Raw genomic sequence first — 15,565 nt, 5'->3', positions numbered from 1 at the left:
CGCGGGGTGGCAGGAGGGGTTGCCGGGCGGCAGCGTGACGGCTGCGGCAGCGTACGAGGAGTACGCTGCCGCAGCCGCTCGCGCGTCCCGAGGATCAGACGGCAGTGAAGGTCCACAGCAGGTTGGTGTTGCTGCCGTACGTCCACTGCTTGGTGACGGAGCCCGAGTCGACCTTGCCGCCGCCGTCGAGGACCAAACCGGTGGTGCGGTTGGCGATCGAGTAGCTGTCGCCGCCCCGGTGGGTGATCTTCCACTGCTGGTTGGTGCCGCCGTTCCAGGCGGCCTGTCGAGCCGGAGAGCCGTCGGCGGTGGCGCCCCAGCCGTCGGCGACCATGCCGTTCGTGCGGTTCACCAGCCGGTAGTAGCCGCCTCCGACCGCCTCCGCATGCCACTGCAGGTTGGGACTGCCGTCCCAGGTCCACTGCTTGAGGTTGGACCCGGAGGCGGCGTTGCCACCGCTGTCCAGGGCGAGGCCGTTGGTGACGTTGCTGATCCGGAAGTACGTCGCCGGGTTGAACTGGACCCTCAGCGAGGTGATCTGGTCGTTGTTGCCGGTAGCCCTGAGGTCGGGGTTGTCGGCGGTGAAGGTCCAAGGGGTGCCGGTGAAGTTGTCTCCGGAGTAGCCGATCACCCGGTAGCCGGGGGCCGGCCGGAGGGAGGAGAGGGTGCGCGCGCCCAGCCCGGCCGCGGTCAGGTCGGCCGCGGAGTAGTCGCCGACGGGGAGCACGGCGTGGTCGCCGGTGTAGTTGACGTCCTTGAAGCCGATGGCGCCGGCGAGCGGCCGCAGGCCCGGGATCGTGCCGGAGAAAGAGAGCTTCAGGACGTAGGCGTTCGCACTGTACGGCGCCGAGGACGGCAGGGTGACCGTGAGGCCGGAGGAGTTCTGGGTCGGTGTGGGCAGGTCGATGTAGGTGCCGGCGGTGGTGCCGAGGAGCTTCACCGAGGACAGCGACGAGAGGTTGATCCGGTCCGAGCCGAGGGTCTTGATCGTCAGCGAGCTGCCCGGCCAGCCCAGGACGGTGGCGTACAGGACATTGTTGGCCTTGTTGCGGGTGAAGCGGATGTCCTGCGGCGTGCCGGCGTGCGGGGTGGTGAACGAGCCGCCGCCCATCTTCGTCGGGCCTTCGCCGTACGCCGCCCAGGCGCGGGTCGCGTACACCGACTCACCGAAGCGGTTCAGGTGGTCCCCGATACTGAGCAGGATGTCCTTCTGCGCCTGGGGGATGGTGCCGTCGGCCATCGGCGCGATGTTCAGCAGCATGTTGCCGTTCTTGCTGACCCGGTCGATGAACGAGTGCAGCATCTGCTGGATGCTGTAGTAGCCGATGCCCTGCGTGTAACACCAGCTGCTGCTGGAGATGCTGTCGTCGGTCAGCCAGTAGGGGGTGGTGAGGTCGGCCGGGCCGCCACGCTCGTAGTCGAAGACCTCGCCCTTGCCGTTCATACCGTCCTTGTACGTGGTGACGACCTCACGGCCCCAGCTGATGGCCTGGTTGTAGTAGTACGCCAGGAAGTTGAGGCGCTGTTGCTCGTCGACGGCGTCCAGATTGAAGTCCTGCCACAGGATGTCGGGCTGGGCGCGGTCGACGACCTCCCTGAGCTTGTCGAACCAGAGCTGGTTCTCCGCGGCCGAGCCCAGCTGCCCGTAGAGCTTCTTGAGGCTCGGGTCCGTCTGAGCGGGGACGTGCTCGTAGAAGCCGGTGAAGTTGTACGCGTGGTGCATGGCCACCAGCAGCTTGAGGCCCTTGGCGCGGATGGCAGTTGAGAAGAGTTTCAGCAGGTCAAGACCCGGGCCCTTCTTCACCGAATTCCACTCGTTGACCTGGCTGTCCCACATGGAGAAGCCGTCATGGTGCTCGGCGACCGGGCCGGCGAACCTGGCGCCGGCGTCGACGAACAGCTGTACCCACTCGTCGGGGTCGAACTTCCCGCCGGCCGACTTCAGCTTCGGCGTGAACTTCACGAAGTTGCCCGCCAGGTCCCGAGCACCGTTGATGAAGTTGTGGTACGGCCACGCCGTTGGCTGGCCGTAGGTCGCGATGTGGTGCTGGTTGGCGGTGTCGCCGGCCCGGTACATGTTGCGCGGGTACCACTCGTTGCCGAAGGCCGGGACGCTGAAGACGCCCCAGTGGAAGTAGATCCCGAACTTCGCGTCCTGGAACCACTCCGGGGCCGGCGGGTGCTGGTCGACCGAGTTCCAGTCGGGCGTGTACGTGCTGGGTGCCGCGTGGGCGACACCGGCGCTGAACAAACCTCCGGTCACGGTTGCCGCGGCCACACATGTGGCGCCGGCCAGGAAGTGGCGTCTGTTGATCGGACTCGGCATGGACACATCCCTGGTGCAGAGAGGACAGGGGAAGGCAGGGGACACGAGTCGGCGTGGCAGCTGTGCATGGGGCGCCACGTGTTACGCACGAAGGTCGGTCATGTCTCCCCGGGATGTCAACCAGCGTGCAGGGATGAAAAGCCCTGTAGGGCAAAGCAGTTTGGCCTATGTGAGTTCCTTTTGAGTGGAATTGACGCTGGTCAAACATCGCATGTCTGACAGTGCTCCATGGCCAGTTCGAGTCGTCGAGTGGCGCCGATTGATGGATGAATCTCTCCCTCTTCGGGCTGCTCCGCCGTCTCCGCTCTGTCCGCACTGGCGCTGCTCAGCGCGTGCGGCAGCGGCTCCACCACCTCGGCGTCGTCGGGTGACACCCCGCTGGTCGGCGTCGACTACCCGCGCTCCGACACCGACTTCTGGAACTCCTACATCAAGTACACGCCCCAGTACGCCAAGGAGCTGGGACTGGATCTGAAGCGATGCCCCCGGGCACCATGCAGCAGCGCTGGGTTGTGCCCGCCTCGACGCTCATCCGGCTGCCCGACTCCCTTCCCCTGGACCGGGCCGCGCTCGTCGAGCCGACGGCGGTCGCCGTGCACGACGTGGGCCGGGCCGAGATCGCCGAGGGCGAGAAGGTGGTCGTGGTCGGCGGCGGCCCGGTCGGCATCCTCATCGCGCTGGCCGCGCCAGCGGCGGGCGCTGAGGTCCGGGTGGTCGAGCTGAGCGCCCACCGTCGGCTCTTGGCCGAGGAGCTGGGACTGACGGCGTGGAACCCGGCCGACGTCGACGTGCCGGAGCTGGTGCGGCAGTGGACAGCAGACGCGGGCGCGGACGTCGCCTTCGAGGTGTCCGGCGCTGCGGGCGGCGTGGACACGGCGGTCGACGTGCTGGGCGTGCGCGGCCGTCTGTGCCTCGTCGCCATCCACCCCCGACGCCGCGAGGTCAACCTGCACCGCTTCTTCTGGCGCGAACTCACTTCGAGAAGGCGGTGACCCTGGTCGACGACGGCACCATTCCGGCCGAGCGGCTGATCAGCAAGGTCGTGCCGCTCACGCAGGCATCCGCCGCCTTCGAGGCCTGGAGGGCGGCGGCGACGTGATGAAGATCCTCGTCGACTGCACCGACGACACCCAGGGAGCCGCCGCATGACCGCCTTCGACCTCACCGGGAAGCTCGCCGTCGTCACCGGAGCCCGGCGCGGCGTCTCGACATCGTCTACCTGCATGATCCGGACGACCACTGGCGGCAGGCGCCGAGGAGGCCATGCCCACGCTCGCGGAGCTGCGCGACCAGGGCGTGGTCGGCGCGATCGGCGCCGGCATGAACCAGTCGGCGATGCTCGCCCGCTTCCTGCGCGAGACGGCCGCCGACGTGGTGATGCCGGCCGGGCGCTACACACTTCTGGACCAGTCGGCGCTGGACGACGTCCTGCCCGCCGCGCGGGAACTCGGCAAGAGCGTGGTGGCGGTGGGCGTGTTCAACTCCGGACTGCTCTCCCGCGACCGGCCCACCGAGGGCATGAAGTACGACTACCAGGACGCCCCGCCGGCTTTGGTCGCCCGCGCCCGGGAGATCGCCGAGGTCTGCGAGGCGCACGGCACCATCCTGCCAGCCGCCGCGATCGCCTTCCCGTACACGCATCCCAGTATCATCAACGTCACCCTCGGCATGCGGACTCCGGAACAGGTCGGACGAAACGTGGAACTCCATGATCAGCGCGTCCCCGACAACCTCCGGGACGATCTCCGCACTCAGGGGCTGATCAGGTCGGACGTGCTCGCGGGGCACGGTGGGGGGAGGGGTGCGCGGTGTCTCTGACGGACAAGGCCATCGAGCAGATCCGTGAGCTGATCCGGACCGGTGCGCTGCCTCCGGGATCGAAGCTACCGCCGGAGCCGGACCTGGCCGCCCAGCTGGGACTGTCCCGCAACCTCGCCCGGGAAGCGGTCAAGGCACTGGCCGTCGCGCGGGTTCTGGAGGTCCGGCGAGGCGACGGCACCTATGTGACCAGCCTGCAGCCGAGCCTGCTCCTGGAGGGTCTCGGCGGCGCGGTGGAGCTGCTGCAGGGCGACTCGGTCGCCCTGCAGGACCTCATGGAGGTACGGCGGCTCCTCGAACCGATGGCCACGGCCCTTGCCGCCACCCGGATCTCCGACGCCCAGCTGGCCGAAGTGAAGCGGCACCTGGACGCCATGCGCGAAGCCCGCGACGACGTGGAACAGCTCAATGCCCACGACGCCGCCTTCCACCGCGCGGTCGTCTCGGCCACGGGCAACGAGACCCTCCTCACCCTCCTGGAAGGGATCTCCGGCCGCACCCTGCGCGCCCGCATCTGGCGCGGCCTGGTCGACACCCAGGCCGCGGTCCGCACCCTCGCCGAGCACGAGGCAATCTTCAACGCCCTGTCCGCCCGTGACGCCGCCCTCAGCCAGGCCGCCGCACTGCTGCACGTGAGCAACACCGAGCAGTGGCTGAGGGAACACCTGCGCTCGGGCGAACCCCTCCCCTTCGGGACGCCAGCGTCACACAGGCCCTAGTTGTATTGACCCGCAGGGTTGTTGACACGGCTTGATCGGTGGCTGGCCTCCGAGGGCGGTGTGGCAGCGGTGGTAGTTGTAGGCGTGGAGGAAGTCGTAGGCCGAGGCGTTGTCCGTGAGCACGCGCTCGATGCGGGTGATGCCGTGCGCGTGGAAGAACGCGGCCGCGCGGGTGAGGAAGCCCGCGCAGGTGGCGACCTTCTCATCGGGGTAGATCTCGCTGGAGGCGAGGCGGGTGTGGTCGTCGACGGCTGAGTGGATGTAGTCGAAGCCCATGCCGCCGCGGGTGGCGCGGCCGGCCTGGCGGCCCAGCGTCTTGTGGCCGCCGCCGTCGGGGATGCGGCCGAGTTTCTTGACGTCGACGTGGACCAGCTCGCCGGGCCGGGCGCGTTCGTAGCGGCGGATGACCTGTCCGGTGGGCCGGTCCATGAACGCGAGCCGGTTCAGTCCGTGCCGGAGCAGGATGCGGTGCACGGTCGAAGCGGGCAGTCCGAGGATGGGGCCGAGACGGGCGGGGCCCAGCTTGCGCTCCTGCCGCAGCCGGCATACCCGGGCCTCCACCGACGCCGGGGTGCGGTGCGGGGTCGTGCGTGGCCTGCTGGGCCTGTCACGCAGTCCCGATTCGCCCTCGGCGGCGAACCGCCGTACTCACTTGTGGGCCGTGGTGCGGGATATACCCGTCTCGGCGGCGACATGCGCGACCGGCCGACCGGTACGAACACGTTCAACCAGCAGGCGCCTGCCGTGAACGGTCAGCCGGGCATACGGTGGGACAAGAAGACCTCCGTGCGGTGCAGTCCTAGACAGCTCCACCACACCGGAGGTCTTCGCCATGACCAAGCCCGGCGACTGTCAACAACGCTCGTGATCAATACACCTAGTCCCTCAAGATGCGCCACCGGTTGTCGGTGGTGCCGTTGTCCGAGTCCTGGACTGCGAACGCGCCGACAGCGGTCGAGTTGTTCGCGATGGCGAGCAACTTGCCACTGTTGGCGTTGCGGATCTTGTAGGTCCCGTCTCCCTGGTCGAGCAGCGTCCATCTGTGGTCGGCGGTGCCGTTGTCCGACCACTGCAGGACGGTCGCGCCGTCTGTCGTGGACATGTCCTGGACGCCGAGCACCTTGCCGCTGTGGACATTTCGCAAGCGGACCGCGTTTCCGTCGGTGATCATTTGCCAGTCGTGGTCGGCGGTGCCCGAGTCGTGCCACTGCAGAGCACGGCCACCGTCGGCCGTGGACATGTTCTGGATGCCCAGCACGAGACCGCTGCCCACGTTGGCGAGACGGACGGTGCCGCTGGTGTTCCAGTAGACGGCGTAGTTGTGGCCGTGCGCGTCGTGGAACGGGCCCAGGTTGACGGTGGAGCCGTTGGCGGTGGCGGTGAAGGCGAGCGAACTGCTGCTGGTCCGTGTGATGGAGGACGTGTTCAGCGTCGGGAGCGAGCTGAGCGCGGAGTTGCCGTAGTTGCCGGACAGGACCACCGGGCCGTAGGTGATCGCGGTGACGTTCGGGTTGTCGTTGGCCGCTCGCATGATGACCCGCATGGGCAGGCGGACGGTCACCGTGTCGCCGGAGGCCCACGAGCGGCTCAGGGTGGCGTACCTGCCGGGGGTGGTGTTGATGTTCTGCGCGACGCCGTTGACGCTGACAGTGGCCCCGGTGGTCCAGCCAGGGATGCGGATGCGCATGGCCCAGGTTCCGCTGACGTTGCCGGTGACCTGCAGGGTCGTGGTGTCGCTGACGGGGTATGTCGTGGTCTGGGTGACCGTGATTCCGCGCTCTGACCAGTTGAGTACCGAGGGCACGAACAGGTTCACGATCAGCGTGTTGTCACTGCGGAAGTAGATGGAGTCCATCAGCCTGGTGTGCATCTCCAGGCCCGTGCCCTGGCAGCACCAGAAGGTGCCGTAGTCGGTGCTCCAGGTGCCACCGCCCCACGCCGGGCCCACACCGCGTCGGCCTCCCGGGTTGAGCGGGGTGAAGTAGGTGACGTGGCCGTGGTTGTCGGCCGGGTTCTGCTGGCCGATCATCTGGTTCAGCCACGCCCGCTCGTAGTAGTCGAACAGCTCGACCCGGTTCGGGTCCAGCGCGAACAACTCCCGGGTGAGGAGGAGCATGTTGAAGGTGTTGCAGCTTTCGCAGGTGTCCCTGTTCAGGTAGCCGGCGATGGCGTTCGGTGCGCGGAAATGCTCTGCCTGGCTGTTGCCGCCGATGGCGTAGGTGTGCGAGTTGACAGTGATGTTCCAGGCGTTGGTGGCGATGTCCCGGTAGCGGGTGGTGCCGGTGGCCTTGTACTCCCGGGCGGCGCCGATCCACTTGGGCACCTGCGTGTTGGCGTGCAGTCCGTTGAGCTGGTCCTGGTTGGACGCCAGCGGGTCGAACACCGCGGCGTGGTCGAACCGCCGGGCGGCGGTGAGCCACCGCGCGTCGCCCGTCTGCTGGTAGAGATCGGTCAGCACGGTGTTCATGCCGCCGAACTCGGTGCCCAGCATGGTCTGCATCTGCTGGGCGGTCAGCCGGCCGGTGCGCCAGTCGACCCATCCCGCCAGGGCGAGCAGCACGTCCCGGGCTTGTGTGCTGCCGATGTGGCGCCATACGTCCAGCAGGCCGGCGAGGGTCTTGTGGATGGTGTAGTACGGCACGTTGCCGTTGGTCAGGGTCCGCTGCTCGAGAGCGGTGAAGTCGGACTCGGGATAGCCGGAGAGATAGCCGGCGTTGAAACCGGCGGCGCTGTTGTTGGCCTGGCACTTGGCCAGCTCCGCGACCATGTGGGTTGCCTTGTCCCGGCAGGTGGTGTCCCCGGTCACGGCGTACAGCTGTGCCCATGCCGTGAGGAAGTGCCCCTGGACGTGGGTGCGGAAGGGGAAGTCCGGCGCGTCCCAACCGCCGGTGGCAGCCGCGCCGTTGGTGGACAGCCGGTGGTTGGCGCGGAAGTTGTACAGCAGCCGGTCGACATCGACGAACCGCAGGTAGTTCCGCGTACGGTCCTGATTGTCCAGCCACCGGCTCGCGGTGAGCCGGACCTGGCCGAGTTCGAAGGGGTGCGCGGAGACCCCGATGTCGGCCCTCGCGGGCGGTATGGCCGCGTGGGCGGGAGAACTGCCCAGTAAGGATCCGGTGGCAGAGGCGGCGGCGGTGGCCCCGGCTACTTGCAGGAGGTGCCGTCTGCTGATCGAGGAAGACATCTTGCACCCTTTCGTGACGAGAGAGTCCGTCGAAGCCGCCCGCGGGGTAACAGGCCGCAGTGGTGGCTCACTGGGTGTAGAAGGTGGCGTCGGCCCGGTCGGTCGCCGTGCTGAGGGCCTGGACCCGCAGCAGGTAGTCGTAGTGGCGGATGTAGCGGCCCGGGAGGTTGAACGACTCGTACGAGACCCCGGCGGAGTCCGCGAGGCCGGCCCGGGCGGTGAAGGAGGCGTCACCGGCGAACAGCGACGTTCCGTCGTTCTTCTCCACCCGCACCTCGTAGTTCTTGTGGCGCAGGAAGTAGCCGGGGAAGTTGGCCGACTCCAGGGAGACGGTGCCCGTGCCGGCGAGACCGGTGACGACACGGAACTGCGAGTCGGCCAGCGGGGAGACGTTGGGCTCGATCCTGGCGCGGTACTCCCAGTGCCGGATGAACCGGTCGGGGAAGTTGTACGAGGAGAGCCGGATCGGGGTGAGGCCGTCGGCGACCGGGATGCCGAAGTCGGGTGTGCCGTCGGCCTTCCAGTAGATCTTCTGGACGCGGGTGCGGCGGTTGGGGTCGTTGAGCGGGGCACCGCTGATGTCCCTGTAGCTGCGGTCGTGGTACACGAGGATGTCCGACTTGCCGTCCTCGGAGACCGTGAACTGGTTGTGCCCGGGGCCGTACTGGCTGGTGGCGGCGTTGCTGGCGAAGACCGGGTTCGCGGTCTTGGCCCACGACGACGCGCTCAGCAGGTCGGCCGAAGCGGACGCGGTCAGCATGCCCATGCAGTAGTTGGCGTCGGTGGCACTGGCCGAGAAGGTCATGAAGACCTTGCCGCCCCGCTGGATCACAGCCGGGCCCTCGTTGACCGTCTCGCCTCCGGCGGTCTCCCACGAGGCGGTCGGCCGGCTGATCATGACCGGTGTGCCGGTGATGGTCCACGGGCTGGACATCCGCGCTATGTAGATGTTGGTGCCGCGGCCGACGGCCGGGTTGTGCTGCGCCCAGGAGAGGTAGCGGGTGCCGTTGACGGCGAAGGTTGTCGCGTCCAGGGAGAAGGTGTCCAGCGGCAGTGCGATACGGCCCTTCTCCGTCCAGGTGCCTGTGATCGGGTTCGCGGCGGTGCACTCCAGGACGTAGGGCCGGATCCTCCAGATATCGTTCGCGGCGCCGGCGGCGAAGTAGATGTACCACTTGCCGTCGATGAAGTGGATCTCCGGCGCCCAGATGTGGGCGCCCATCTCACCGGTGGCGTGCTTGGTCCAGATGGTGGTCTCAGCGGCCGACGTGAGCCCCTGGATCGTGGTGGCCCGGCGCAGCACGATCCGGTCGTACGCCGGGACCGTGGCGGTGAAGTAGTAGAAGCCGTCCGTGTGCTTGAAGATGTGCGGGTCGGCCCGCTGCTCGGCGACGGTGTTCGTGTACGTCACACCGGGTGACGCGGGCACGGCGGCGTAGGCGGTGCCGGCCGAGACGCCGGTGACGGTGGCGGCGGCCGAGCCGGCGATCATGCCGAGGACCGTTCGTCGGGTGAGCGCAGGTCTCACGGAGTACTCCCTCTGGTGCCGGTATTTCGAACGCCGTTCGTAAACTCGGCCAGAAGATAGATCCTGCACCTGCCCGGGTCAACGCTTCTGTCACAAAAGGCGGCCCGAGGTCTCGAAGGCGGCGGAGACGGAGGTTCCGGCGCCCGAGCTCGGTCAGGTCGGATGTATTGACGCACTCTGTTTCGCCCACCTATTGTCTGCCCGATCTTACGAACGCAGTTCGATATGTCGCACAACTCGACTGGGGAGACAGCGAGTTGGCTGCGGCGGCTGCCCCCGGCCGACCACCGGGAGGGAACGCGGCCGGGCGCAACAGCTGTCGCCGAGAAACCACCAACCGTCCTGCTGCGCCGCGCCCACCCCCGCTCGGATCAGCCAACCGCATCGTCCGGCCCCGCCGTCACCACGGCAGAACGACAGGAGATGTGCATGTCCGCGCTTTGCGCCCGGCTGTCGGCGATATTGCTCGCCGCGTGCCTCCTCTTCACCGGCCAGGCCCTGACCACACCGGACCGGGCGGCCGCTGCCGACCCGGGCTACCTGATGGCGCATTTCATCGGTGAGGGGGCGACCGGTCAGCAGATCTACTTCTCGCACAGCACGGACGGCCTCAACTGGCGTGACGTCAACGGCGGCGAGACGACCCTGCGCTCAACGGTCGGCACCCGCGGCGTGCGCGACCCCGCACTGGTTCGCTCCCCGGGCGGCGACAAGTACTGGATCATCGCGACCGACCTGTGCATCGGCTGCGGGCAGAACTGGGACACCGCCATCTACAACGGCAGCCGCAGCCTTGTGGTGTGGGAGTCGACGGACCTGGTCAACTGGTCGGAGCCGTGGCTGCTCAATGTCGCCGGGTCGATCTCCGACGGGCGCAACGCGTGGGCGCCGGAGGCGATCTGGAACCCGGCCACCAACGACTACGTCCTGTACTGGGCGACGAACAAGCCAGTCAACGGCGTAAAGAAGCACCGCATCTACTACGCCCACACCCGCGACTTCCGCACCATCACCACCCCGCGGATCTACATCGAGCGCCCCGGCACCCAGGAGATCATCGACACCCAGATCGTCGAGCTGCCGGCCGGCGTCGGCGACTACCGCTACGTACGGGCCTCCGGCGACGGCCAGATCACACTGGAGGGCAGCAACTCGATCCTCGGTACGTGGACGAACCTCGGCAACCTCTCCGGCATCGGCCTGACCGGTTCCCAGGTCGAGGGTCCGATGTGGATGAAGTTCCGGGACCGCAACGAGTGGACCCTCTACCTCGACCAGTACGCCTCCGGCCGCGGGTACATGCCGGTCACGACGACCGACCCGTCCGCCTCGGGCACCTATCGGCTCCCGGCATCGGGAAGCTACAACATGGGCGGCACAAAGAAGCGCCACGGCTCGATCCTGAACCTGACGGCCGCCGAGGAGAGCCGCATGCTCGCCCGCTGGCCCAACACTCCGGCCAAGCGGCTCCAGTCGTACAACTTCCAGGACCGGTACGTGAGGCACGCCGACTTCGACGTGCGCATCGACCAGAACATCGCCGGCCCGGACGCCCAGTTCCGGCTGAGGCCCGGCCTGACGGGCTCCGGCACCGTCTCCTTCGAGTCGGTGAACTACCCCGGCTACTTCCTGCGGCACTCCCATTACGACCTCCAGCTGGCCTACAACGACGGCACCCCCCAGTTCGCCGCCGACGCCACCTTCCGCCAGGTCGCCGGGCTCGCCGACTCGAGCTGGTCGTCCTTCCAGTCGTACAACCACCCCGACCGCCACATTCGCCACTACGCCTACCAACTCCGCCTCGACCCGATCACCACCGCGACGGCCCGCGGCGACGCCACCTTCCGCGTGACGAGCTGACCCGACGCCGACAGGGATTCCGGCGCCCTCATGGCGACCCCGACGCCCGACCACGCCTCGCCACAGACATGTCTTCTTCAGGGATGTGAACCCATGCACAGCGTGAGACTTCCCGGCCGCCGGAGATTCCGGCCGGGCGCTCCGGCCACCGTGGCCGTCGCCTCGCTCCTGTGGGGCTTTGCCGGCCCGGCCGTACCCGCCCAGGCGGCGGAGATCACCGACGGCCTGGCCACCATCACCCCGGGCTCCATCGGATCCGGCACCACGGCGGCCAACCACACCGGCAAGTCGGTCTCCACCCCCGATCCCTACCAGGACAACGCCACCTCCCACGCCGACAGTTCCTTCACGGCGGTCAGCCCCTGGGCCTGAACCCTCCGACTCCCGGCGCGAGAAGTACGCGGCGGGCCACCTGCAGCCACCGGAAGGCCGCATGAGATTCCTCCAACGAAGCGGGATTCGAGTCGCCGGTACGGCCGTCGCCGTCCTCTCCGGCATAGGCTCGGTCACTGCGGTGCCCGCATCCGCCGCCACGCCGGGCAACTGGACCTCGGTCCAGCCCGGTGTCGCACAGACCGGCTGTGACGGCGTGCGCGCCACCGTGGCGCTGGACGCGAACGGCGGCCTGTCGCTCGGCGCGACCTGGAACTGCCGCCAAGCCCTGATATCCGCTCCGATCGGGCTGATGACCAGCCAGGCCGACTTCACCACCGGCCTGGAGTTCGTCAGACGCACGGATACGCCCGTCTCGTACAGCTACGAGGTCGAAGCGGGGAAGTCCCGCGTCCGGACGCGGTCCGCGACCGAGACGAGACTGGTGTTCGCGAAGGGCTCCGAGCAGATGACCGTGCACGTTCGCACGTCCGCGGATGGAATGGCGCTGCGCTACGAGCTGCCGTCGGGTGCGACCGTGCTGAGCGAGGCGACGTCGTTCGAGCTGCCGACCGACGCCCAGCTGTCCCGGCAGGTGTTCAGCCCCGATCACGAGAGGGGTTATGTGACCTCTACGGTCGCCGACGTCCCGACGGGCTCCTACGACATGGGCGTGTTGGCCCAGCAGACCGATGGCGCGCGGGTGCTGCTCGCCGAGTCCGGTGTGGACGGTGGCTATGCGGGTGGCTGGTTCACCCACACCCAGGGCACCGGCCGGTTCACGGTCGCGCTGGCCGACGCGCAGGTCGTGCGATCCGGCGCGTTCACCACAGCGTGGCGCACTGCCACCATCGGCAGCACGGCGACGATCGTGGAGTCCACACTGGTCGACGACGTCGCGCCCGCGTCGAAGGTCTCCGACACCTCGTGGATCAAGCCGGGCGTCGCCGCGTGGCCGTGGCTGGACGGCATGTACGACACCCAGCGCGACCTGACCAAGCTCAAGCAGTGGGCCGACTACGCCTCCTCGCAGGGCTGGCCCTATCTCCTGGTGGACGACGGGTGGAAGGCCAATCAGGCGATCATTCCCGAACTCGTGACCTACGCCCGGGAGCGCGGCGTGCGGATCATGCTCTGGTACCACTGGCAGGACCTGGACACCGCCGCCGAGCGGGACGCCGAGTTCACCAAGATCACCGGGTGGGGTGTCGTCGGCGTCAAGATGGATTTCATGGGTTCCGAGACCCGGGCCCGTCAGCAGTGGTACGACGCGGCCCTGGCCGACACCGCCCGGTACAGGCTGATGGTCGACCTGCACGGCTCGCGCCTGTCCGTCGGCGTCCACCGCACCTGGCCGCACGTGCTGACCAATGAGGCCGTCCGGGGCGAGGAATACCCCGGCGGCCGGGACATCGGGCACGTGGCCGCGCTCCCGTTCACTCGCGGCGTACTGGGCCCGGCCGACTACTCGCCGATGAGCTTCCAGCAGCGCAACCCGAACAGCGACGCCGCCGAACTCGCCCTCGGCGTACTCCTGGACAGCGGCATCATGCTGCCCGGCAGCCGCATCTCGGACTACCAGGCCCGGCCCGAGGCACAGCGGTGGCTGCGCATGCTGCCGACCGTGTGGGACGAGACGAAGTACGTCTCGGGCGACCCGCTCACCGGAGGGGTCATCGCGCGCCGTGACGGCGACCGGTGGTTCGTCGGGGCTTTCCGGCGCGGCGGCGCCACCACCATCAGCTACCCGACCACGTTCCTCGGCTCCGGTACCTGGCACGCGGAGATCACCACCGACGGCTCCAACGGCCTGACCCGCACCAGCAAGGTCGTCCAGGCCGGTGACACGCTGAGTGTCCCGGTCGTGGCCAACGGCGGCCATGTGGTCAGGCTGACCAGGGTCCCGGTCATCCCGACCGGGAACCGCACGGTGACCGTCGCCGGCAGCAGCCAGGTACTCGACGTGAAGAGCGCTAGCCTCGCGAACGACGCCGCGATCATCCGCTGGCCAAGCACCGGCGGCACCAACCAGCGCTTCGCGTTCATGCCTTTCGGCGACGGATACACGCGGATCGTCAACCAGGCGAGTGGCAAGGACGTCGTCATCAGGTGGGCCTCCCGCGACGCCGGCGCGAAGGCCGTCCAGTACCCGTACGAAGCCAACGCCAACACCAACGACGAATGGTTGGCGGAAGACGCGGGCAACGGCCGTATCCGGCTCCTCAACCGCCACAGCGGCCTCTACCTCACCGCGGGCAGCGCCCAGGGCGACCAGTTGGAGCAACGCCCGTTCGACGGCACGGGCCACCAGATGTTCACCGTCTCGTGATGCCCGGCGCGGAGGAAGAGTTGAACAGAACCATAAGAACGCTGCTCGCCCTGCTGGGCCCGCTGCTGCTGGTCCTGCTGGGTGTCCCCGCCCTTCAGGGCACCGCCTCCGCCGCCGCCCCACCGGCTGGGCAGGTCATGCGGTTCACGATGACCGCGTTCACCAACAGCAGTGAGTCGAACATGTACGTGTACGACTCGCCGGACGCCACCGGATTCAGCCTGCGGAAGGGCCCCGCCTACACCCCGCCGTCCGGTCTGATCCGGGACCCCAGCATCTTCAAGCACACCGACGGCTATTACTACATCACTTACACCACCAACTGGACCGGGAACACGATCGGTTTCGCCCGGAGCACCGACCGGGTGAACTGGACGTTCCTGTACAACTACACGATCCCGATCAGCGGGCTGACCCGCACCTGGGCGCCCGAGTGGTTCATCGACACCGACGGCAGCGTCAACATCATCGTGTCCCTGACGGCGGCGAGCACCGCCACCCACTTCACCGCCTACAAGATCACGGCGACCAACTCCGCGCTGACCACCTGGTCCGCGCCCACCCAGCTGTCCGGCATCGGCCCGAACTACATCGACACCTTTGTCGTCAAGGTCGGCTCCACGTACCACGCGTTCACCAAGAACGAGACGACGAAGTACATCGAGTACGCCACCGCCTCCAGCCTCACCGGCCCCTACACCATGCGGAAGACGGGCGACTGGGCCGGATTCGGCAGCTGGGTCGAGGGTCCGGCCCTGGTCCAGCTCGACAACGGCGGCTGGCGCATCTACTACGACGGCTACCGCGTCGGCAAGTACTGGTACAGCGACAGCTACGACAACTTCGCCACCTGGTCCACGCCCACCGAGGTGCCCGGGCTGACTGGCTTCATACGCCACGCCACCGTACTGAAGGAGACGGTCCCCGGCGGTGTCACCCTGCCCACCAACACCACCAGGTCGCTGCAGTCGGTCAACTTCCCCGGGCGGTACGCCGTGGTGCGCTCCGACAACCTCGGCTACATCGACCCGGTGAGCGCCTCCAGCAGCACCACCGCCAAGCAGAGCGCGACCTTCACCGTCGTGCCCGGCCTCGCCGACGCCAACTGCTACTCCTTCCGCGACTTTGCCGGCCGCTATCTGCGTCACTGGGACTTGCGGGTCCGCTTCGACAGCAGCAACGGCACCGACACCTTCGACAAGGACGCCACCTACTGCGCCCGCCCCGGCGCCGCCTCCGGTTCCGTCCGCTTGGAGTCGTACGACTACCCCGGCCGCTACCTGCGCCACTACAACTACGCGCTGCGAGTGGACCTCTACCAGGACACCGACACGTTCCGCGCCGACAGCTCCTTCACGGTGGTCAGCCCCTGGGCCTGACCTGTCCACCCCCCGCCGTGGCGTCGCGGAACCCACCCACCGCCAACCGG

The 15,565-nt window shown here is 68.1% G+C and carries 8 protein-coding genes and 4 pseudogenes; 8 read left to right on the top strand and 4 right to left on the bottom strand.

Annotated elements, in window-relative coordinates; all coding sequences use genetic code 11:
- Positions 1-94: 94 nt before the first annotated feature.
- On the bottom strand, positions 95-2,326 hold the full coding sequence (locus ACIHAR_RS12820; RefSeq protein WP_400019093.1) for an alpha-L-fucosidase: 2,232 nt from the start codon (positions 2,324-2,326) through the stop codon (positions 95-97).
- Between the two features lie 270 nt (positions 2,327-2,596).
- Between ACIHAR_RS12820 and ACIHAR_RS12815 the strand changes: the two are divergent.
- The 4 genes and pseudogenes from ACIHAR_RS12815 to ACIHAR_RS12800 form a co-directional block, all read left to right on the top strand.
- Positions 2,597-2,803: pseudogene (locus ACIHAR_RS12815) on the top strand (sugar ABC transporter substrate-binding protein); the annotation flags it as partial.
- An 8-nt stretch (positions 2,804-2,811) separates the two neighbouring features.
- A pseudogene (locus tag ACIHAR_RS12810) lies at positions 2,812-3,475 on the top strand (zinc-binding dehydrogenase); the annotation flags it as partial.
- A 37-nt stretch (positions 3,476-3,512) separates the two neighbouring features.
- A pseudogene (locus ACIHAR_RS12805) lies at positions 3,513-4,144 on the top strand (aldo/keto reductase); the annotation flags it as partial.
- Positions 4,135-4,863 (top strand): FadR/GntR family transcriptional regulator, encoded by a 729-nt coding sequence (locus ACIHAR_RS12800; protein ID WP_400019091.1) that lies wholly within the window; start codon positions 4,135-4,137, stop codon positions 4,861-4,863. The pseudogene ACIHAR_RS12805 and the gene ACIHAR_RS12800, both read left to right, overlap by 10 nt.
- Here the strand turns inward: ACIHAR_RS12800 and ACIHAR_RS12795 are convergent.
- The 3 genes and pseudogenes from ACIHAR_RS12795 to ACIHAR_RS12785 all read right to left on the bottom strand — a co-directional run bounded on the left by ACIHAR_RS12795 (position 4,860) and on the right by ACIHAR_RS12785 (position 9,539).
- Positions 4,860-5,697 (bottom strand): annotated as a pseudogene (locus tag ACIHAR_RS12795) (helix-turn-helix domain-containing protein). The gene ACIHAR_RS12800 and the pseudogene ACIHAR_RS12795 sit on opposite strands and share 4 nt — an antisense overlap.
- A gap of 43 nt (positions 5,698-5,740) precedes the next feature.
- Positions 5,741-8,047, bottom strand: a complete 2,307-nt coding sequence (locus ACIHAR_RS12790; protein WP_400019089.1) for a beta-L-arabinofuranosidase domain-containing protein — start codon at positions 8,045-8,047, stop codon at positions 5,741-5,743.
- Positions 8,048-8,114: 67 nt separating this feature from the next.
- Positions 8,115-9,539, bottom strand: coding sequence for a family 43 glycosylhydrolase (locus tag ACIHAR_RS12785; RefSeq protein WP_400019158.1), 1,425 nt, complete (start codon positions 9,537-9,539; stop codon positions 8,115-8,117).
- Between the two features lie 465 nt (positions 9,540-10,004).
- Here ACIHAR_RS12785 and ACIHAR_RS12780 point away from each other — a divergent pair, with 465 nt between their 5' ends.
- From ACIHAR_RS12780 to ACIHAR_RS12765, 4 genes are all read left to right on the top strand, one after another.
- Entirely contained in the window at positions 10,005-11,435 is a 1,431-nt protein-coding gene (locus ACIHAR_RS12780; protein WP_400019086.1) for a glycoside hydrolase family 43 protein, read from the top strand.
- 93 nt (positions 11,436-11,528) lie between these two features.
- Positions 11,529-11,807, top strand: a complete 279-nt coding sequence (locus ACIHAR_RS12775) for a hypothetical protein (protein ID WP_400019084.1) — start codon at positions 11,529-11,531, stop codon at positions 11,805-11,807.
- Between the two features lie 61 nt (positions 11,808-11,868).
- Positions 11,869-14,136, top strand: coding sequence for a glycoside hydrolase family 97 catalytic domain-containing protein (locus tag ACIHAR_RS12770; protein ID WP_400019082.1), 2,268 nt, complete (start codon positions 11,869-11,871; stop codon positions 14,134-14,136).
- A 20-nt stretch (positions 14,137-14,156) separates the two neighbouring features.
- The gene (locus ACIHAR_RS12765) at positions 14,157-15,515 is read left to right on the top strand and encodes a glycoside hydrolase family 43 protein (RefSeq protein WP_400019080.1); all 1,359 of its coding nucleotides are present in this window, start codon (positions 14,157-14,159) and stop codon (positions 15,513-15,515) included.
- Positions 15,516-15,565: the final 50 nt, after the last annotated feature.

The organism is Streptomyces sp. NPDC052016 (genome assembly GCF_044548445.1).
Lineage (GTDB): Bacteria > Actinomycetota > Actinomycetes > Streptomycetales > Streptomycetaceae > Streptomyces.
This window is presented reverse-complemented; position numbering and strand designations above follow the sequence as displayed.

Bases quoted from the DNA above. Each gene is read 5' to 3' on its own strand.
- ACIHAR_RS12790 (WP_400019089.1), bottom strand. From the start codon at position 8,047: ATGTCTTCCTCGATCAGCAGACGGCACCTCCTGCAAGTAGCCGGGGCC.
- ACIHAR_RS12785 (WP_400019158.1), bottom strand. From the start codon at position 9,539: ATGATCGCCGGCTCGGCCGCCGCCACCGTCACCGGCGTCTCGGCCGGC.
- ACIHAR_RS12780 (WP_400019086.1), top strand. From the start codon at position 10,005: ATGTCCGCGCTTTGCGCCCGGCTGTCGGCGATATTGCTCGCCGCGTGC.
- ACIHAR_RS12820 (WP_400019093.1), bottom strand. From the start codon at position 2,326: ATGCCGAGTCCGATCAACAGACGCCACTTCCTGGCCGGCGCCACATGT.
- ACIHAR_RS12775 (WP_400019084.1), top strand. From the start codon at position 11,529: ATGCACAGCGTGAGACTTCCCGGCCGCCGGAGATTCCGGCCGGGCGCT.
- ACIHAR_RS12770 (WP_400019082.1), top strand. From the start codon at position 11,869: ATGAGATTCCTCCAACGAAGCGGGATTCGAGTCGCCGGTACGGCCGTC.